The sequence below is a fragment of the Oscillibacter sp. genome (assembly GCF_040505565.1).
In the GTDB taxonomy this organism is placed as follows: domain Bacteria; phylum Bacillota; class Clostridia; order Oscillospirales; family Oscillospiraceae; genus Oscillibacter.
This window is the reverse complement of the sequence record NZ_JBEUWZ010000004.1, coordinates 75,540-93,135: the sequence shown is the minus strand read 5'-3', so window position 1 is coordinate 93,135 and position 17,596 is coordinate 75,540. Positions and strand designations below refer to the sequence as shown.

Below are 17,596 nucleotides of genomic sequence, written 5' to 3'. Positions count from 1 at the left end.
CCTCATTAAATCAGCAGGCACGCGGTCAAGAAAGTGAAGAAGAAGCCGATCATAACCGGAACAAAGTTTTTCCGCGCGAGTTCCAGCGGATTCACATTAGCGATGGCTGCCACCGGCATCAGGCCCCAGGGAATGATGGTACCGCCGCCGATAAAGATGGCAGCGATTTGTCCCAGCGCACCCAGCAGCGGCACCGAGCAGTCGACCGCGGTGCCGAATGTATTGGCCAGAGATCCCACCAACGGAAGTCCGGAGAATCCGGAGCCGTCCAAACCGGTCAGTCCGCCGATGACCATCTGAATCAGCGTGACCACATATTTATTCAACGGTGTAACGCCGGCCAGCCAAACGGCCCAGTCGTTCAGAATTCCGCTCTGGTATTTCTCACCCAGAATGGTGGTAATTCCACTGCCGCCAAGGAAGAAAAACGCGCCGATGATAATGACAGGTGCAAAGATACGAATGGCAAACAGAAATCCGTCCGAAATATAATTTGTGAACCGATCCAGACTTTCTTTTCCAAACCCGGCCACCGAACCAATGACCAGTACCACGACCGCAGTGCCGGAGACGAGACTGGTTGCATCGCCGCCCTTGAGATTAAAGACCGCCATGAGTACCACGTCGGCAATAAATGCCGCCGGCGCCAAAATGGCCAGCAGCATTGCCGCCCGGGGAAAGCGATTTTCAGTGTTCTCTTTTTGCTCCGCAGTCACGGAAACGCTTTCAGTTTGCCCCATTTCCTTGCGATTGATGATAAAAGCGGACACCACCGTCGTGACGCTCATTACCAAAAACAACGGCATGCCTTCAGAAATGAAGAGGTGGGTGTCAATCCCCGCCGCCGAGGCGGTGATGGCCGGCGCACCCTGAATCACAAAGTCTCCGCTCAGGGCAACGCCATGGCCGAACAGGTTCAGCGCCATAGCCGCGGCCAGCGGTTTAAGCCCCTTCTTTACCGCCAGCGGGAGAAGAATGGCACCCACCAGCGCTACGGACGGGGACGGCCACAGGAACAGCGAGAAGACCAGCATGGTAATTCCAAGAACCCACCACGATATGTACGAATTCTTCATCACGGTGGACATGGACCGCATCATGATGCGGTCGCTGCCAAGGTCCGACAAGCACTTGGACAGCGCCGTAATCAGCGCGATGGTCGCAATAATTTCCATAAATTCCTTGGCCGCATATAGAATTGATGCAAACACGGACTGAATCGCTCCCGTCAGCGTGCCGCAGGCCACAAGGCCAATTAAAAATAAAAACACAATGCAGACGAGGGGGGTATCTTTCCTGAGAATCATTGTGGTCAGGACGGTGATGACGCCGATCAGATATATAAAGTGAAGCGGCGTCAAGGAAACTGCAAAATCCGCCATTAACTGTACCTCCTAAAAAAATACTGGCAGACCATCTTATTCCCACCGTTTCGGAGTGTGATTTTTGAAAAATTCAATTCTATGCCACAAATTGTCAGTTTCTTTGCTGCTTATGAGAACAATCTTTGGCTCTGACCAAGCAACCTTGAGCCCTAAAACGCCCCGGAACTTGCCGTGCGGCAGGTTTCGGGGCGTTTCACTGCTTTCTTATCACAGGCCGTTGTTAACGGTCAGCTTGAATCGCTCAAAATTAAAATACAGAACAAATCACTTTAGATGCTGTTTTGCAGAATTTACTGAGCCTGTGACTTTACCTGCTGGATTTCAGTATCGCTGGCCTGCGCTGCGGGCTTATAATACCCCTTGGAGCTGGCCAACTGGAAAAGTTCATACTGAGAAGTCTCACAGCTGTTGCGAATCTGTTGAATTGTGGATCTAAGCTTCTGATTTGAACACTCTGCAATCGCGTTGGAGTAGAATGTCATCTCACTTTTCACGGCAGACAGAGCGTCGTTAACCATTTCTTTTTCGTGCAAAACAAGTTCCTCCTTATCCTAAAAATGTCATTAAGTTTTCTTTTGTGGTCTTGGCACTCTGCGCGGACTTTTCAAAAAAGGCTCTTACCTGAGGATCGGTTGACTGCTGTGCATAGGTCTGCATCTTCTGATAGGCAGTCTCATGTGCGCCAATCATATGGCGAAGGTTCTGCAGTTCCATTTGGTTGAGTTGAGACATGGTTATTTGCTCCTTTCATACGTTTTGAGCATATTATCTGCAAAAGTTTCAATATCATGTCTGTTTCAAGACATTTTTCTATCTGCATTCAGCGAGAATTTCGGATGGAGAGACCTTCCGCGTACCGGAGCGGATCTACCGGTCTCGGTCTCAATGGCTTTCGCTCGGTGCTTTGCATAATTTCAAATTATTCAGTAAGACTAAGTACATATTCAAAGGAAAGGTGTTGCCAGATATGAGTAATCTCGGATGTAGCGTGCATTCATGCGGTTATAACTGTTCCGGCCTTTGCGGCCTGTCTTCCATCGATGTTTCGGGAGAAAGCGCGAAATCCAGCAGCCAAACTTCCTGCCGTTCTTTTCGCCCATCAAACGGTGCAACTAACAGCGTAAATGAGGCTTCCGCAAGCCCCGCAACCAACATCAGCTGCAAAGCTACTAACTGCAAGCACAATGAGAACTGCAAATGCAAAGCTGGCGAAGTTACCATTGAAAACTGCGGATGCGGCAATGGTGCCGGATGCCAGACCTTCAAGGAATAATCAAGGGAATCCGCCACTATTAAGTGGCGGATTCCTTTTTATCCGCTCGGCAGGCGGCAGCTTGACCAATTGACCTTTTGGAAGCCCTCCACATATGATGACTGGAGGAGGTGGTTCCATGTCGCCATGTCCGCCCGGCAGCAGCCTCGTTTTATTGGCTTCTTCAATTGCTATAGCAATTTCAACTGACTTAACAGCCGATCAAACCAATGTCCTTGCGAACTTTTTCAGCGCGATTGGAGATAACCTTGCAATTATCGCAGCCAATAAGGAAACTTAGGATTTCCGCTTGTCCAACTCCGACTAGCTGTTGCAGATCTCGAATCCGCCTCCGAAGAATCAGAACGGGTTTCCACATATTTCAGCAGGTGCTTCTTCCCGGTCGCATCCGCGTTTTGATAGTCCTCATACATATCTTTCTAAATAAACAGAAGAAGTCCCGCCTCTGATGATAATACCTTGAAGGCGGGACTTTAACTTAATAAATGATTTTCACGGATTGTATATCTATGTCACCAAACTCTACGCTTTCAAAATGAAATAGGTTGCCTGTTGTGTTTCCTCTTGCCCGCGCATTATAGTTTAGCTGAATTTCTACTGGAACAGGGTTACCTGTATATTCATCAGTAAATAACGCATAAATGGTTCCATTGCGTGCATACGGACTGTACGGTATCGGCGGGGTATAATTCGGGGAAGGTTTGTATAGATCTACATCCAACAGCGTAAGAGAGGGTGGCTGTATATTGTAATTTAGTAGATTTAAGAGCTTTTTTTCCGATTCATCCGTTAATTTGAATGTTGCAGTTCCAATAAGCTCGCCGGTTTTGCCGTCGAAAATAACGATGCTTGGGTTAGTAATTTTTGTGTACATGACTCGACCCCTCTCCTATACTATTCCACAAGAAGGAGATATGCACCTGACACATGAGCAGGTGCGGACGCTAGTATTTATTTACCGGGGCTGCGGGTTCGACCGGAAGCTGCAGCCTGTCGGGATGGAGACGGCAGTATAGAATAACTTGACTGATTTGATCAATTATATAAAACACCACCCTCGTTCTGATCGAATGGTGAGCGGTGTTGCTAGGATAATCACCCCTGTGGGAACCAGCTAGGTTCTCACAGGGGTGATTTTTGTGTCCAAATTCGTGTGCAATTTTTCAATTATTTTTGGACATACGCTATTCTGATATGAATAAACTTCATTCAAGTACGAATCTCTAATCCATTGCAGTCCTAAGCAAAAACAAAAGAAGCCTTGATTTCTCAAGACTTCTTTTTTGGTACGCCGTGAGGGATTCGAACCCCCGGCCTTCTGGTCCGTAGCCAGACGCTCTATCCAGCTGAGCTAACGGCGCGTACCACTGTTTTCAAACAGCTTATTTATACTAGCATAGTTGATTTCAAAATGCAAGCATTTTTTTACAATCTTTTCACTTTTTATATGAGGGCTTGTAAAGAAAAAAATGGCATGCTATAATATTTGCATATACCGCAATGGCAAGAGCCACGGCGGATGAAGCTTTTTTAGAGACTTGCCTGCGCGCGGCGTCATACCTGAAAGCCGTCGGCGGAGGCGCGGGCGGGACCCGGAGAAGGAGCGGCAACAATGGAGACAAAAAATTTCAAAAGCGTTGCATTCGGTGGCTTCGACAAAGAGGAAGTCATTCAGTACATTCAGAAGACGGCGCAGGAGAACACGGATGTTCAGGAGGCGCTTCGCCGGGAGAACAACGATCTCCGTGCCGAAAATGAGGCCCTGCAAAAGAGGCTGGATCTTTCGCTGCGGAAGCAGGAAGATTCGGCACGGAGAGAGGCGGAGGAGCTGCGAGAGAAGATCGAAAGCCTTTCTGCCGAGCTGGAGGAACTGCGCCCTCAGGCGCAGTCCTATCAGGAGGTCCGGGCGCAAGTGGGGGACATCGAGTGCCAGGCCCGGAGGCGGGCCAGTGAGCTGGAGTCTGCTACCACAGCGCGGCTGAACGCACTGGTATCCGACATCCAAAGACAGTATCAGGATATGGCCGGGGCTTTCGGCACCACTGCGGCTCAGGTCACCGCGGAATTGCGGAAGATCGAGGTTGGCCTCTCTCAGCTGCCCCGCGCCATGGACCAGACCGGCAAGGAGCTCAACGAGATGGTTTGCGCGGTCAGCGGCCAGAAAAAACATTGACTGATACAAGCAGAGCGCTTCCTTATGGAAAGCGTTCTGCTTTTTTCGCTTTTAGAGGCACTTCCCTCTGGAACAGGATATGTCTGCTTGTCTGTGAAAAAACATAGGCATATATAATAAATTTTCAAAGACGGTTTGTCCATTTTTGTTATAAAAGTATGAACAAATGTCCGGAAAGGAATGCGGAATAAAAAAATGGCCTTGCTTTACAGATGCAAATACCATATAATCTAATCGGGTATTGCATGATAATGGAAAATATTAAGTCATTGGGAGAGAAGGTGATCAAAGAATGTCACTGGAAGCCATTGAGACCGTTAACAAGGCGGAAAATGAGAACAAGGCGCGAAAAGCCACTGCGGAGCAGGAGGCAAAGGAGCGGATTGCTCAGGCGGAGAAAAATGGGCTTGCACTTTTGGAGCAGATGCGAAGTCAGGCCGCAGAGGAGAGCAAGCGGCTGCTGCGAGAGGCAGAGGGCCGCGCGGAAGAGCGATGCGCAAAGATCCGGGAGGGTACCGCTCAGGAGTGTGAAGCCTTAGCCGGACAGGCGAAGACCCACATGTCCGAGGCCGTGGAGCGTATCGTTGGAAAGGTCGTGAAGCAGTAAAATGGCCATCGTAAAAATGAAAAAGCTCCGCGTGGTGGCCATGGCGGCGGAACGGGACGGATTGCTACGGGCGCTGTTGCGTCTTGGCTGCGTGGAGATCAGCGAGCCAGACGGCCTGCTGAACGACCCGGCCTGGTCGACGCTGCTGCGCCGGGGTACGTCCCCGCTGATGGACGCCAAGGGAGCTATTGCCGACGTGACCACCGCCCTGAACGCCATTCGGAAGTATGCCGCGGTAAAGGATGGATTGTTCATTCAGCGAAGACCCATCAAGGAGTCGGAATTTCTCAGCAGCGACTCCGCGGAGCAGGCGAAAGCATCCTGTGAAATGATTAACGGTCTGCTGACAGAACTGGCCGAACTCCAGAGCCGGAAGGGACGGCTGACGGCCCGCGCCGCGGCCCTGACGCCATGGAAGGACCTGGATTTCCCACTGGAGACGCCGGACACCGTCCACGCGGTTTTCCGTCTGGGAGTCTGTCCCGCCGCCACGGACGTGGGGGCGTTGCGGGCGGAGCTGAGCGGCGGTAAAATGGCCGCAGAGCTATATCCCGCAGGGGCGGATAAAACGCAGAAGTATCTGTTGCTGGTCTGCCACCGGGCGGACGAGGAAGCGGCGATGGAGATTCTGCACCGCGCTGGGTTCAGCGTGGTGACTTTTTCGGATTGCACCGGGACTCCGGCGGAGAATCTGGCGAGGCTTGAAAAGTCCGCTGCGGAGAATGAAGCGGGCCAGAAGCGGGTCACCGAGGCGCTTTCCGCCTGCGGCGGCGCGCGGGACGCCCTGCGGACTTATGCCGACCGCCTGAACGCGGAGGCGGCAGAGGACGCGGACGCCCAGCGCCTGCTGACCGACGGGACCATCGTCTTTTTTGAGGGCTGGGTTCCTGCGGAAGCGGAGAAAAAGCTTGCGGCCCTGCTTGAAAAGCGGGACTGCGCGTGGGAGACTGCCGAGCCCAGTAAAGAGGAGTACCCGGACGTTCCCGTGCAGCTGAAAAACAACTGGCTGACAAGGCCTTTGAACATGGTGACGGATATGTACTCCCTGCCGGCGTATGGAAGTCTGGATCCCAACCCGCTGATGACGCCGTTCTTTATTTTATTTTACGGTATCATGATGGCGGATATGGGATACGGCACTTTGATGATGCTGGCCTCTGTGGTGGTTCTGAAAAAATACAGGCCCAAGGGTGGCATGGCTCATTTCTTTGGTCTGATGGGACTATGCGGCATCAGCACGTTTATCATGGGCTTGATCACAGGCGGCTTTTTCGGAGATTTCCTGCCCCAGCTTATGGGCATTATCAACCCCGGAACGACATTTGCCCTACCCGCCCTGTTCACCCCACTGGACGATACGCTGATGATTTTGATCGGGGCCATGTGCCTCGGCTTCATCCAGATTAATACCGGTATGGCCATCAGCTTCTACAAGAAGCTCAAGCGCGGACAGATCATGGACGCCGTCTGGGAGGAAGGGACTTGGTGGGTCATGTTCGCCGGATTGGCGCTGTCCATTCTGGGTGTGACCCGGATTGTACTGATTGTCGGCGGCGTGATGGTGATGGTTGGCTCCGGATGGAATGCCAAAGGCTTTGGCAAGGTGACGGCGGTGATCGGATCCCTCTATAACCACGTGACGGGCTATTTCGGAGACATTTTGTCCTACTCCCGTCTCATGGCCCTGATGCTGGCGGGCAGCGTCATCGCGCAGGTATTCAACACACTGGGCGCCATCCCCGGCAACGTGGTAATATTTTTTATCATCTCCATGGCGGGCAACGCGCTGAACTTCGCCCTGAATCTGCTGGGCTGCTTCGTCCACGACCTGAGACTTCAGTGCCTGGAGTATTTCAATAAGTTCTATGAGGACGGGGGCAGACGGTTCCGGCCTCTGGAGATCAAAACAAAATATGTGGATATTGTAAAAGAATAAGGAGGAAATTCATCATGGGATTTTTTGAAGCATTTGGTGGTCTGGCTCTGGCTCTGCTGGGCGCTGGTCTGGCGGCGGGACTCTCCGGCATTGGCTCCGCAAAGGGCACCGGCATTGCCGGCGAGGCAGGCACCGGCCTTCTGTGCCAGGACCCAACCAAGTTCGGCAAAGTCCTGATTTTGCAGGTTATTCCCGGCACGCAGGGCCTCTACGGTCTGGTGGTGTGGTTCTTCGCCATTTTCCGCATGGGGCTGCTGAGCGGCTCTCTTCCCGACATTTCCCTTCAAGTGGGCTTGCAGTATTTCGCGGCATGCCTGCCCATGGCGCTGGGCGGACTGTTCTCAGCCATCGCTCAGGGCCGCGTGGCCGCTGCATCCATCAATATTCTGGCCAAGAAGCCGGACGACTGGGCAAAGGGCATGGTTTTGTGCATCACCGTGGAGTTCTACGCCATCCTCTCTTTGCTGGCGTCCATGCTCATGATTATCAACATCAGCAAGTAACCCCGCAGAAAGGGGATTTGACATGAACGGAATCGAAAAGATCACGGACCGCATTGCCGCCGACACACAGGCAGAGATCGACCGCGTACTGGCGGAGGCGCAAACTGAGGCGGAGAAGATCACGGCGAAATACCGCGCTCAGGCGGACCGCGAGTCCGCGGACGCCAGGGCGAAGAATGAAAAGACCGCCGCAGAGCGGGAAGATCGGTTGGTGAGCGTGGCGCAGATGGAGGCCCGAAAGGATCTACTCTCCGCGCGGCAAGCTCAGGTGGAGACCGCGTTTAATCTGGCATTGGAAAACCTCTGCGCCATGCCGGAGGAACGGTACATTGCCGTGACGGCGAACCTGTTGGCCCAGGCCGCGCCAGAAGGCAGGGGAGAAGTGGTTTTCTCTCAGGCGGACCGGGAAAAGATGGGCCAGGCCGCGGTGGACACGGCCAATAAGAAGTTGAACGGGAAGCTGACTCTTTCCGGCCAGACACGGGCACTGAAGGGCGGCTTCATTCTGGTGGACGGCAGCGTGGAGGTCAACTGTACCTTTGATACGCTGGTGCGTCTGCAAAGGGGCGAGATGGCCGGCGAGGTCGCCAAAGTCCTGTTCCCGGAAGCGTAACGAATCGAAGAGCTGGGAGGAAGCGCCTTGTCTAAAAAAATCAAGGACACCGATTATCTGGTGATATCCGCCCGCATCCGCGCCATGGAGACGGGGTTGCTGACGGGCGAGCGAATGGAGCAGATCCTGACTTCCCGCAGCAACGAAGAAGTGGTGAAGCTCCTGCAGGAAAGCGGGTATCCCACCATGAGCCTTGAGAGTCCAGGGGCTATGGATGCGGCGATTGCAACTGCAAGGGAAGAAACTTTACAGGACTTGGGCGACAGCGCACCGGACAACCAATACTTGAATATTTTCAAGCTGAAATACGATTACCACAATGCAAAGGCCATTCTGAAGGCCCAAGCTATGAATACGGACCCGGACCACATGCTGGCGGACCTTGGGCGCGTTCCCGCGGCGGAACTAAAAGAGATGATCACCGGCGGAGACATGAATCTATTGCCGCCCCTGCTGGCCACCGCCATCGCCGAGGCGAAGGAAGTGCTGGAGACCACCCGTGACCCCCAGCTTGGGGACATCGTGCTGGACCGCTGGATGTATCGGGACGAGATGGAAACGGCGGAAACCACCGGCAGCGAATTTCTCCGGGGCTATGTCCGCGTCTCCATCGACGCGGCGAACCTCCGCTCTCTGGTGCGGACTCTCCGCATGGGCAAGAACGCGGCCTTTTTGGAGGGCGTGCTGGTTTCCGGCGGGACTGTGGGCGAGAGCGAGATTTTGACGGTTGCCGGGAACAACGGCGGCGGTCTTGCGGAGCTGTACGCCTCCACGGAGCTAAAAGACGCGGCCCAAGCCGGCGCGGACGCGCTGAAGGTCGGCGCGCTGACAAAATTTGAAAAGCTGTGCGACGACGCGGTTTCCGGGTATCTTTCCGGCGCACAGATGGTGGCGTTCGGCGAAGCGCCGCTGATCGGCTATCTGGCCGCGCGGGAGACGGAGTATACAAACCTCCGCATTTTGCTGATGGGCCGGGCTGCCGGGTTGGACCCGGAGACCATCCGGGCGCGGCTTCGGACGTAAGGAGTGTGAAAAAATGGCAACGACCTATCGCATCGCGGTGGTAGGGGACTGGGAGTCCGTCATGGGCTTTCGGGCCTTGGGGCTGGACACCTACCCCATTTCCGCGCCGGAGGAGGCCCGCAGGAAGATCCACGAGCTGGCAAAAACCGACTGCGCAGTAATCTACCTGACGGAGCAACTGGCGGCGAAGCTGCCGGACGTGCTGGAACGGTACAAGGATGAGCTGCGTCCCGCCATCATCCTGATCCCCGGACGGGGCGGGTCTCTGGGCATTGGCAGAAACAACATCCAGAACTCGATCGAAAGGGCGGTCGGCGCCGATATTCTGTAACGGTCGGGCGTAGGAGTGGGCTTTCTGTGAAGCCCCCTGCTAAAGAGCGAATTTATCCTGAAAGAAGGTTGTCTGTTTGAGCGGTAAAGTTGTAAAAGTATCCGGGCCGCTGGTTGTGGCGACGGGACTGTCGGACGCCAATATGTCCGACGTGGTTCGTGTTGGTCCCCAGCGGCTGATTGGCGAGATTTTAACCATGAAGGGCGACTCCGCGTCCATTCAGGTTTATGAGGAGACCTCTGGCCTGGGACCCGGCGCAGAGGTGATTACAACCGGCGCGCCCATGAGCGTGGAGCTGGGGCCCGGCATGATCGAGGGCATTTACGACGGAATTCAGCGCCCGCTGGAGAAGATCGTTGAAAAGGTGGGCGCCAATATCACCCGCGGCATTGAGATTCCCGCTCTGGATCATGACAAGAAGTGGGACTTTACACCCGTTGCAAAGGTGGGAGATCATGTCACCGGCGGTGACATTTTGGGCACTGTTCCGGAGACGCCGGTAGTGTTGCACAAGATTATGGTGCCGCCCAATATCAGCGGTACGATAGAGAAGATCGAAAGCGGCTCCTTCACCGTTTTGCAGACCGTGGCGGTCATCCGAACCGACGACGGGAAGACGGTAGAGGTGCCCATGGCCCAAAAGTGGCCCGTCCGTGTGGGCCGGCCCTATCAGCACAAGTATCCCCCCAAGCGGCCCCTGTGCTCCGGCCAGCGCGTCATCGACACCATGTTTCCCATCGCCAAGGGCGGCACCGCCGCCGTGCCCGGCCCCTTCGGCTCCGGCAAAACAGTGGTCCAGCACCAACTGGCCAAGTGGTCCGACGTGGATATCGTGGTCTACATCGGCTGCGGCGAACGCGGCAACGAGATGACCGACGTGCTGCGGGAGTTCCCTGAGCTGAAGGACCCCCGCACCGGCGAGTCTTTGATGAAACGGACCGTGTTGATCGCCAACACTTCTGATATGCCCGTGGCCGCCCGTGAGGCGTCGGTCTACACCGGCATCACCATCGCGGAGTATTTCCGCGACATGGGCTATGATGTGGCTGTTATCGCCGACTCCACTTCCCGCTGGGCCGAGGCTCTGCGCGAGATGTCCGGACGCCTTGAGGAGATGCCCGGCGAGGAGGGCTATCCCGCGTATTTGAGCTCCCGTCTGGCCCAGTTCTACGAGCGGGCCGGCAGCGTGGAGTGCATCGGCTCCGACGAGCGCCGGGGCAGCCTGACCGCCGTGGGCGCGGTGTCGCCTCCGGGCGGCGATTTATCTGAGCCTGTGTCCCAGGCCACCATGCGGATCGTCAAGGTCTTCTGGGCGCTGGATTCGGCGCTGGCCTACAAGCGCCATTTCCCGGCCATCAACTGGCTGAACTCCTACTCTTTGTATCTGGATTCTCTGAAGCCCTGGTTCGACGAAAACTTAGGCGAGGACTTCATGAAGGACCGAGGACAGGCCATGAGCATTCTGCAAAATGAGGCCAGCCTGAACGAGATCGTCCAGCTGGTGGGCAAGGACGCGCTGTCCTCCGCTGATCAGCTGACGCTGGAAACGGCTCGTATGATCCGCGAGGACTTTTTGCAGCAGAACGCTTTCACGGATATTGACGGATATTCCAGCTATGATCGGCAGAAAAAGCTGATGGCAATTATTCTGCGCTACGACCTGCTGTGCCGGGACGCCATCGCAAAGGGTGCGGATGCGGCCAAGCTGTTCGCCATCCCGTCCCGAGAGACCATCGGCCGGGCAAAGAGCGTGCCGGCGGAGGAATATGAAGCGGCATACGCTGCCATTGACGAAGCCATGACGCAGGAGATCGCGGCAGTGACCGCGCAGGGAGGTGTGGACTGATGATTAAAGAATACCGTACCGTCGAACAGATTGTCAGCCCTCTGATGATGGTCCGACAGGTGGAGGGCGTCACCTATGATGAACTGGTGGAGGTGGAGCTGCACGACGGTTCTATTCGTCAGGGCAAGGTGCTGGAGGTCAACGGCGACACCGCCGTGGTGCAGCTGTTCGACTCCGCCGCAGGTATCAACCTGGCCCAGTCCAAGGTTCGCTTCTTGGGCCACCCGCTTCAGCTGGGCGTTTCCGCCGACATGCTGGGCCGCGTATTTAACGGCATGGGCGAGCCTATCGACGGCGGCCCCGCCATTCTGGCGGAAGAGTATCGGGATATCAACGGCCTGCCCATGAACCCCGCCGCCCGGGACTATCCCAACGAGTTTATCCAGACCGGCGTTTCCACCATCGACGGATTGAATACGCTGGTCCGAGGCCAGAAGCTGCCCATCTTCTCCGGCTCCGGCCTGCCCCACGCAAACCTGGCGGCACAGATTGCCCGTCAGGCGAAGGTGCTGGGGGACGAGGCCTCCAACTTTGCCGTGGTGTTTGCCGCCATCGGCATCACCTTTGAGGAATCGGAGTTCTTCGTCAGCGAGTTCAAGCGTACCGGTGCCATCGATCGGACGGTGCTGTTCTCAAACCTTGCCAACGACCCCGCAGTGGAGCGCATTTCAACACCCCGTATGGCGCTGACCGCCGCGGAGTATCTGGCCTTTAAAAAGGATATGCACGTTCTGGTCATCATGACCGACATCACCAACTACGCCGAGGCTCTGCGCGAGGTCTCCGCCGCCAAGAAGGAGGTCCCCGGCCGCCGCGGTTTCCCCGGATATCTGTACACCGACCTTGCCACCATGTATGAACGGGCCGGCCGCCAGCTGGGGAAGAAAGGCTCCATCACCCTGATCCCCATCTTGACCATGCCCGAAGATGACAAGACCCACCCCATCCCAGACCTGACGGGCTATATCACCGAGGGCCAGATCATCCTTTCCCGGGAGCTGTATCGCAAGAACATTCATCCTCCCGTGGATGTGCTGCCCTCTTTGTCCCGTCTGAAGGATAAGGGTATCGGCGAGGGCAAGACACGGGAAGACCATTCCAGCACCATGAACCAGCTCTTCGCCGCCTATTCCACCGGCAAGGACAACAAGGAGCTGATGAGCATTCTGGGCGAGGCTGCCCTGACGCCCACGGATCTGCTGTACGCAAAGTTTGCGGATGAATTCGAGAAGCGCTATGTCAACCAAGGCTACGAGGAGAACCGCTCCATCGAAGAGACGCTGGATCTGGGATGGGAACTTCTGAGCATCCTGCCCAAGAGTGAGCTGAAGCGGATCAAGCCGGAGCTGATCGAAAAATACTGGCCCAAGAAGGACGAAAAATAAGGAGGGGGGACCATGCCAAAGCTCAATGTGAACCCCACCCGCATGGAGCTGACCCGGCTAAAGGGTAAGCTCCGCACGGCCCAGCGGGGCCACAAGCTGCTCAAAGACAAGCGAGATGAGCTGATGAAGCAGTTTTTGGAGACCGTCCGGGAGGTGCGTACCCTCCGGGCGGAGGTGGAGGAGGAGCTGATGACCGTCCACGGGTCGTTTACCGTGGCGTCGGCCCTCATGTCCTCCGAGGCCATGGAACAGGCGCTGCTGTATCCCAAGCAGAGCGTGGAGTTGACCATGGGGTTTCAGAACATCATGTCCGTTAACGTCCCGGTCTATGATTTCAAGACCAAGACCCAGTCGGACAGCGACATCTATCCTTACGGCTTCGCCGGGACTTCCGGTGAACTGGATACGGCGGTGGATGCTCTGGGAAAGGTGTTCCGCAAGATGCTGAAGCTGGCGCAGATTGAAAAGGCTGCCCAGCTGATGGCGGAGGAGATCGAGAAGACCCGCCGGCGCGTCAACGCGCTGGAATACGTGATGATTCCCGATACCCAGGAGGCCATCCGATATATCAACATGAAGCTGGACGAAAACGACCGCGCCACCACCATCCGGCTCATGAAGGTGAAGGATATGCTTCTGGCTGAGGCCATTGAGGAACAGAGAGAGCGCGACGCCAAGGCGCTCAAGGCTTTTGCCGAACGGTCCGGTGCACCGCAGGGTGAATAAGCCTATAGTTTTAAAATCACATGATAAAATATACAGAAAAAAGAGCGGCAAAAACCGCTCTTTTTTCTGTATAATCTTATCGGGAAGGCAAACACTACCTCCACACAGAATTTACAACAGGAGGTCGTGTTCCCTTGAAAATGACAAACAAGAAAGCTCGCGTCCCGGCGCTGCTGCTGGCATTGCTGCTGATGATGACCGTGCCGGCTCAGGCATTGTTCGGCAAGAAAAGCGAGGAGACAGCCGTTCCCGCGCAGGGCGCTCCCATCGCAAAAGAACTTACCATCAGGACCTACCGCAACATTCCCTACCGCGCACAGTTTCTGGCTACGGACGATGAAAACGGTGATTTGACGTTTACCGTAGCGACCGCACCGAAAAAGGGTGTCGTTGCCGTGTCGGGCAACACTTTCACCTATACCCCCGCGGAAGGTAAGAGCGGGAAGGACAGTTTCACCTATGTGGTGGCGGATGCCAAAGGAAACGTCTCCGCCCCCGCCACGGTCACCGTGACGGTGGATAAGACGAAGTCCGGCGTGGAGTATCAGGACACCAAAAACTGCACCGCCGCCGCTGCCGCCCAGTATCTTGCGGAAACCGGAGTGTTCACCGGGGCCTGCATGGGCGGGAAGTATTACTTTGAACCGGATCGCACGGTGTCCCGGGGCGAATTCCTCGCCATGACCATGGAGCTTGCAAAACTTCCGGCGGATACCGTTACCATGACCGGCTTCTCCGACGACGACGCGATCCCCACATGGGCAAAGGCTTATGCCGCTGCGGGATTGGCCGACGGCATTGTCCAGGGCGTCTCCACTGGGGCGGGGGCGGCATTTCGCAGCGCCGATCCGGTGACGTTTAACGAGGCCGCATCCATTCTGGACCGGGTGCTGGCAGTGGGCGACGTGGACCTTGCCACATGGTATGCAGATCGGGATGCGGTGCCCTCCTGGGCGGCGCAGGCCGTCGGCAACATGGAGGCTGCCAGCGTTATGGCGGCGGGCAGCTTCGGAAGCAATACGCTCGCTCAGCCCATGACGCGGGCGGACGCGGCGCAGATGCTCTGCGCGGCGGGAACGCTGCTTGAGGGAGAGGACACCGGGTTCTTCGGCTGGATGAAGTAAAATCGTGCGCTTTTTCCTATAATTGCGTTACTCCCGGCGGCCTTATTCAAGAAAATCTACAGGAACCTGCCGAAAAGTTCTTCCGGCAGGTTCCTGTGCTTGTATTCACGGAAAATTTGTGCTAAACTGGTACAGATTGAAATAATCATTGGATAGCCCACCTGATGGGGGGCCGTCCTGTGGCTGTGGGGCGTTTTATAGGCTGCCGACGGCGGCGGAAGGGAGAACCATGAAAATTGTCGTATTGGCCGGTGGCCTGTCTCCAGAGCGGGAGGTCTCGCTGGTAACGGGAACGGCTGTTTGCAAAGCCTTGCGCAGGAAAGGTCATCAGGCGGTGCTGGTGGACCTGTTTTTGGGTCTGGAGGACTATGACGGTCCGCTGGAGGCGCTGTTTGACGCACCGGACGGTCGGTGCGGGGACGCCGCGATCCGAACCTGCGAGCCGGATCTGGACGCGGTACGCCGCGGTCGGAAGTTCCAAAGTCACGGACTGATCGGAAAGGATGTTCTGAACGTCTGCGCTCTGGCGGACCTCGTGTTCGTGGGACTCCACGGCGAGAGCGGAGAGGACGGACGCATTCAGGCGACACTGGACCTGCTGGGGATTCCCTATACCGGCTCCGGCCACCTGTCCTCCGCCATGGCGATGGATAAGATCGTCACGAAGCGGATGATGGACGCTGCCGGAATCCGTACGCCCAAGTGGCGTATGGCGGAGTACGGCGAGACGGATGTGGCCGCGCTGGCGGAGGGGCTGACGATGCCATGCGTCGTGAAGACGCCGGGGAGCGGGTCGTCTCTTGGCGTCTACCTGCCGGAGACGAGGGAGGAACTGAAAGCCGCTTTGCGGGACGTTCTGCGCTTTGACAGCCAGGTCATCGTGGAGGAGCGGATCATGGGCCGGGATATTTTCACTGCGGTGCTGGGCGAGAGGTGGCTGCCGCCAGTGGAGGTGATTTCCGCCAAGGGAAAATTCGACTATGAGGCAAAATATCAGTCCGGCGCCGCGCTGGAGCTGTGCCCCGCCAACCTCACGGAGGAGCAGCAGCAGGAAATCGGGGAGATGGCGCTGAAGCTTCATCAGCTGCTGGGCCTGTCCGTCTATTCCCGTGCTGATTTTGTTCTGGACGGGGACGGCGTGCCATGGTGTTTGGAGACCAACTCCCTGCCGGGGCTGACCCCTGCCAGCCTGATGCCCAAGGAGGCTGCCGCCGTGGGACTTACATATGATGATCTCTGCGAGGAGATCGTTCAGTTGTCTTTAAGGAGGAAGAATTAACATGCTGCCAATGACAGTCAGAGAGATCGAGGCCGCTGTTCGCGGAGTCTGGTGGAATCCGCGGGAGGACGCTCCCGCCGTGTCGGCCGTATGTACCGACAGCCGGGACCTGGTTCCCGGCTGCCTGTTCGTGCCCTGGAAGGGTGAAAATTTCGACGGCCACGATTTCATTGACAAGGCGCTGGAATCCGGCGCGGCCGGAACCCTGTGCACCCGATTGCCCGCAGATCTTCGTTCCGACAGATTTTATATCAAGGTAGACGATACCCGTCTGGCGCTCAAGGCTCTGGCCTCGACTTACCGGGACCGGTTCGACATCCCCTTTGTCCAGATTACCGGCTCCGTGGGTAAGACTACCACCAAGGAAATGATTGCCGCCGTTCTCTCCGCGGGACTGAATATTTTGAAGACGCCGGAGAATTTCAACAACGACATCGGGACTCCGCTGACGATGTTCCAGCTGATGCCGGAGCATCAGGCGGCGGTCATTGAGACCGGTATGAACCACTTCGGTGAGATTCACTATCTGGGGGAGCTGGTGCGGCCGGATATCGCCGTCATCTCCAACATCGGTGACGCCCACATTGAATTTTTGGGCAGCCGGGAGGGAATTTTAAAGGCCAAGAGCGAGATTTTTGACTTTCTCAAGCCCGGCGGCACCGCCATCCTCAACGGGGACGACGCGCTGCTGAATACGCTGGAGCTGCCGTTTACCACCCTGCGCTGCGGTCAGTCGGAGCATTGCGGCATCCGCGTAACCGATGTCAGCGACCATGGGCTTGACGGCATCACCTGCCGCGTTACCACAAAAAAGGACGTCTATGATCTGACCATTAACGCACCGGGACAGCATCTGGTATACTGCGCCTCCATGGCGGTAGCTATTGCGGAAATGCTGGGTCTGAGCCGCCAGCAGATCGTCTCCGGGGTCGCGTCCTTTCTGGGTGTGGGAAATCGCATGGAGGTTGTGCGGCTTCCGGGTCGGCGCATTATTTTAAACGACTGCTATAACGCCAATCCCCAATCGGTGGCGGCGGGACTGGAGGTGCTGGCAAAGAGCACTGGGAGTCACAAGCTGGCGATTTTGGGCGACATGGGTGAACTGGGAGACCACGGTGAGGCCGCTCACTACAACATCGGCGCACTGGCGGCCATGCTGGGAATTGACATGGTGATTGCCATCGGGCAGAAGGCGGAGAAGATCGCGGAGGGCACGCTGGCCTCCGGTGGAAGCGCCATTCATTTCCCCGACAAGGACTCGGCCCGGGAGGAACTGTTGCGGCAGTTCGGCCCGGATACCAGCGCTCTGGTGAAGGCGTCTCATTTTTCCATGCACTTTGAGACCATTGTGGAATTTTTGAAAGAGCAGGATTATCAGGATTAAGGATTACC

At 56.1% G+C, this 17,596-nt stretch carries 19 protein-coding genes and 1 tRNA gene; 15 read left to right on the top strand and 5 right to left on the bottom strand.

Annotated elements, in window-relative coordinates; all coding sequences use genetic code 11:
* Positions 1 to 5 precede the first annotated feature (5 nt).
* The 3 genes from ABWQ15_RS01045 to ABWQ15_RS01035 all read right to left on the bottom strand — a co-directional run bounded on the left by ABWQ15_RS01045 (position 6) and on the right by ABWQ15_RS01035 (position 2,117).
* Positions 6 to 1,382, bottom strand: coding sequence for a citrate transporter (locus ABWQ15_RS01045; protein WP_353906968.1), 1,377 nt, complete (start codon positions 1,380 to 1,382; stop codon positions 6 to 8).
* A gap of 293 nt (positions 1,383 to 1,675) precedes the next feature.
* Complete coding sequence (locus ABWQ15_RS01040) at positions 1,676 to 1,918, bottom strand: spore coat protein (protein ID WP_353906967.1); 243 nt, start codon at positions 1,916 to 1,918, stop codon at positions 1,676 to 1,678.
* A 13-nt stretch (positions 1,919 to 1,931) separates the two neighbouring features.
* Positions 1,932 to 2,117, bottom strand: coding sequence for a DUF305 domain-containing protein (locus ABWQ15_RS01035; protein WP_353906966.1), 186 nt, complete (start codon positions 2,115 to 2,117; stop codon positions 1,932 to 1,934).
* A gap of 235 nt (positions 2,118 to 2,352) precedes the next feature.
* Between ABWQ15_RS01035 and ABWQ15_RS01030 the strand changes: the two genes are divergently transcribed.
* Together ABWQ15_RS01030 and ABWQ15_RS01025 are read left to right on the top strand one after the other, a co-directional pair.
* Positions 2,353 to 2,658, top strand: a complete 306-nt coding sequence (locus tag ABWQ15_RS01030) for a DUF1540 domain-containing protein (protein WP_353906965.1) — start codon at positions 2,353 to 2,355, stop codon at positions 2,656 to 2,658.
* A gap of 118 nt (positions 2,659 to 2,776) precedes the next feature.
* A complete protein-coding gene (locus ABWQ15_RS01025) occupies positions 2,777 to 2,938 on the top strand; it encodes a hypothetical protein (protein WP_353906964.1) in 162 nt (53 codons plus the stop codon).
* Positions 2,939 to 3,136: 198 nt separating this feature from the next.
* Here ABWQ15_RS01025 and ABWQ15_RS01020 read toward each other — a convergent pair whose 3' ends face one another.
* Both ABWQ15_RS01020 and ABWQ15_RS01015 read right to left on the bottom strand, forming a co-directional pair.
* Entirely contained in the window at positions 3,137 to 3,532 is a 396-nt protein-coding gene (locus ABWQ15_RS01020) for a hypothetical protein (protein WP_353906963.1), read from the bottom strand.
* 410 nt (positions 3,533 to 3,942) lie between these two features.
* Positions 3,943 to 4,019: transfer RNA gene (locus ABWQ15_RS01015), tRNA-Arg, on the bottom strand.
* Between the two features lie 251 nt (positions 4,020 to 4,270).
* Here ABWQ15_RS01015 and ABWQ15_RS01010 point away from each other — a divergent pair.
* From ABWQ15_RS01010 to ABWQ15_RS00950, 13 genes are all read left to right on the top strand, one after another.
* Positions 4,271 to 4,831 carry a hypothetical protein gene (locus tag ABWQ15_RS01010; RefSeq protein ID WP_353906962.1) on the top strand — a complete coding sequence of 187 codons (561 nt, stop codon included), beginning with the start codon at positions 4,271 to 4,273 and terminating at the stop codon, positions 4,829 to 4,831.
* Positions 4,832 to 5,123: 292 nt separating this feature from the next.
* Positions 5,124 to 5,438: a hypothetical protein gene (locus ABWQ15_RS01005; RefSeq protein WP_353906961.1), complete on the top strand. Its 315-nt coding sequence runs from the start codon at positions 5,124 to 5,126 to the stop codon at positions 5,436 to 5,438.
* 1 nt (position 5,439) lies between these two features.
* Positions 5,440 to 7,374 carry a V-type ATP synthase subunit I gene (locus tag ABWQ15_RS01000; RefSeq protein WP_353906960.1) on the top strand — a complete coding sequence of 645 codons (1,935 nt, stop codon included), beginning with the start codon at positions 5,440 to 5,442 and terminating at the stop codon, positions 7,372 to 7,374.
* A 14-nt stretch (positions 7,375 to 7,388) separates the two neighbouring features.
* Entirely contained in the window at positions 7,389 to 7,877 is a 489-nt protein-coding gene (locus ABWQ15_RS00995; protein WP_353906959.1) for a V-type ATP synthase subunit K, read from the top strand.
* Between the two features lie 22 nt (positions 7,878 to 7,899).
* The gene (locus ABWQ15_RS00990; protein WP_353906958.1) at positions 7,900 to 8,490 is read left to right on the top strand and encodes a V-type ATP synthase subunit E; all 591 of its coding nucleotides are present in this window, start codon (positions 7,900 to 7,902) and stop codon (positions 8,488 to 8,490) included.
* A gap of 27 nt (positions 8,491 to 8,517) precedes the next feature.
* Positions 8,518 to 9,513 carry a V-type ATPase subunit gene (locus tag ABWQ15_RS00985; RefSeq protein WP_353906957.1) on the top strand — a complete coding sequence of 332 codons (996 nt, stop codon included), beginning with the start codon at positions 8,518 to 8,520 and terminating at the stop codon, positions 9,511 to 9,513.
* Between the two features lie 13 nt (positions 9,514 to 9,526).
* Positions 9,527 to 9,844, top strand: a complete 318-nt coding sequence (locus ABWQ15_RS00980; RefSeq protein ID WP_353906956.1) for a V-type ATP synthase subunit F — start codon at positions 9,527 to 9,529, stop codon at positions 9,842 to 9,844.
* A 76-nt stretch (positions 9,845 to 9,920) separates the two neighbouring features.
* Positions 9,921 to 11,690, top strand: coding sequence for a V-type ATP synthase subunit A (locus ABWQ15_RS00975; RefSeq protein WP_353906955.1), 1,770 nt, complete (start codon positions 9,921 to 9,923; stop codon positions 11,688 to 11,690).
* A complete protein-coding gene (locus tag ABWQ15_RS00970) occupies positions 11,690 to 13,075 on the top strand; it encodes a V-type ATP synthase subunit B (RefSeq protein ID WP_353906954.1) in 1,386 nt (461 codons plus the stop codon). Before ABWQ15_RS00975 ends, ABWQ15_RS00970 begins: the two co-directional genes overlap by 1 nt.
* A 12-nt stretch (positions 13,076 to 13,087) precedes the next feature.
* Entirely contained in the window at positions 13,088 to 13,801 is a 714-nt protein-coding gene (locus ABWQ15_RS00965; protein WP_353906953.1) for a V-type ATP synthase subunit D, read from the top strand.
* 140 nt (positions 13,802 to 13,941) lie between these two features.
* On the top strand, positions 13,942 to 14,925 hold the full coding sequence (locus ABWQ15_RS00960; RefSeq protein WP_353907087.1) for an Ig-like domain-containing protein: 984 nt from the start codon (positions 13,942 to 13,944) through the stop codon (positions 14,923 to 14,925).
* Positions 14,926 to 15,154: 229 nt separating this feature from the next.
* The gene (locus tag ABWQ15_RS00955; RefSeq protein ID WP_353906952.1) at positions 15,155 to 16,204 is read left to right on the top strand and encodes a D-alanine--D-alanine ligase family protein; all 1,050 of its coding nucleotides are present in this window, start codon (positions 15,155 to 15,157) and stop codon (positions 16,202 to 16,204) included.
* Between the two features lies 1 nt (position 16,205).
* Positions 16,206 to 17,588 (top strand): UDP-N-acetylmuramoyl-tripeptide--D-alanyl-D-alanine ligase, encoded by a 1,383-nt coding sequence (locus ABWQ15_RS00950; RefSeq protein ID WP_353906951.1) that lies wholly within the window; start codon positions 16,206 to 16,208, stop codon positions 17,586 to 17,588.
* The last annotated feature ends 8 nt before the right edge of the window (positions 17,589 to 17,596 follow it).

Excerpts from the sequence above, each read along its gene's own strand:
- ABWQ15_RS00980 (WP_353906956.1), top strand. The coding sequence starts at position 9,527 with ATGGCAACGACCTATCGCATCGCGGTGGTAGGGGACTGGGAGTCCGTC.
- ABWQ15_RS00995 (WP_353906959.1), top strand. The coding sequence starts at position 7,389 with ATGGGATTTTTTGAAGCATTTGGTGGTCTGGCTCTGGCTCTGCTGGGC.
- ABWQ15_RS01020 (WP_353906963.1), bottom strand. The coding sequence starts at position 3,532 with ATGTACACAAAAATTACTAACCCAAGCATCGTTATTTTCGACGGCAAA.
- ABWQ15_RS00970 (WP_353906954.1), top strand. The coding sequence starts at position 11,690 with ATGATTAAAGAATACCGTACCGTCGAACAGATTGTCAGCCCTCTGATG.
- ABWQ15_RS01035 (WP_353906966.1), bottom strand. The coding sequence starts at position 2,117 with ATGTCTCAACTCAACCAAATGGAACTGCAGAACCTTCGCCATATGATT.
- ABWQ15_RS01025 (WP_353906964.1), top strand. The coding sequence starts at position 2,777 with ATGTCGCCATGTCCGCCCGGCAGCAGCCTCGTTTTATTGGCTTCTTCA.
- ABWQ15_RS00965 (WP_353906953.1), top strand. The coding sequence starts at position 13,088 with ATGCCAAAGCTCAATGTGAACCCCACCCGCATGGAGCTGACCCGGCTA.
- ABWQ15_RS01000 (WP_353906960.1), top strand. The coding sequence starts at position 5,440 with ATGGCCATCGTAAAAATGAAAAAGCTCCGCGTGGTGGCCATGGCGGCG.
- ABWQ15_RS00955 (WP_353906952.1), top strand. The coding sequence starts at position 15,155 with ATGAAAATTGTCGTATTGGCCGGTGGCCTGTCTCCAGAGCGGGAGGTC.
- ABWQ15_RS01030 (WP_353906965.1), top strand. The coding sequence starts at position 2,353 with ATGAGTAATCTCGGATGTAGCGTGCATTCATGCGGTTATAACTGTTCC.
- ABWQ15_RS00990 (WP_353906958.1), top strand. The coding sequence starts at position 7,900 with ATGAACGGAATCGAAAAGATCACGGACCGCATTGCCGCCGACACACAG.
- ABWQ15_RS00950 (WP_353906951.1), top strand. The coding sequence starts at position 16,206 with ATGCTGCCAATGACAGTCAGAGAGATCGAGGCCGCTGTTCGCGGAGTC.
- ABWQ15_RS00960 (WP_353907087.1), top strand. The coding sequence starts at position 13,942 with ATGACAAACAAGAAAGCTCGCGTCCCGGCGCTGCTGCTGGCATTGCTG.
- ABWQ15_RS01005 (WP_353906961.1), top strand. The coding sequence starts at position 5,124 with ATGTCACTGGAAGCCATTGAGACCGTTAACAAGGCGGAAAATGAGAAC.
- ABWQ15_RS01010 (WP_353906962.1), top strand. The coding sequence starts at position 4,271 with ATGGAGACAAAAAATTTCAAAAGCGTTGCATTCGGTGGCTTCGACAAA.
- ABWQ15_RS01045 (WP_353906968.1), bottom strand. The coding sequence starts at position 1,382 with ATGGCGGATTTTGCAGTTTCCTTGACGCCGCTTCACTTTATATATCTG.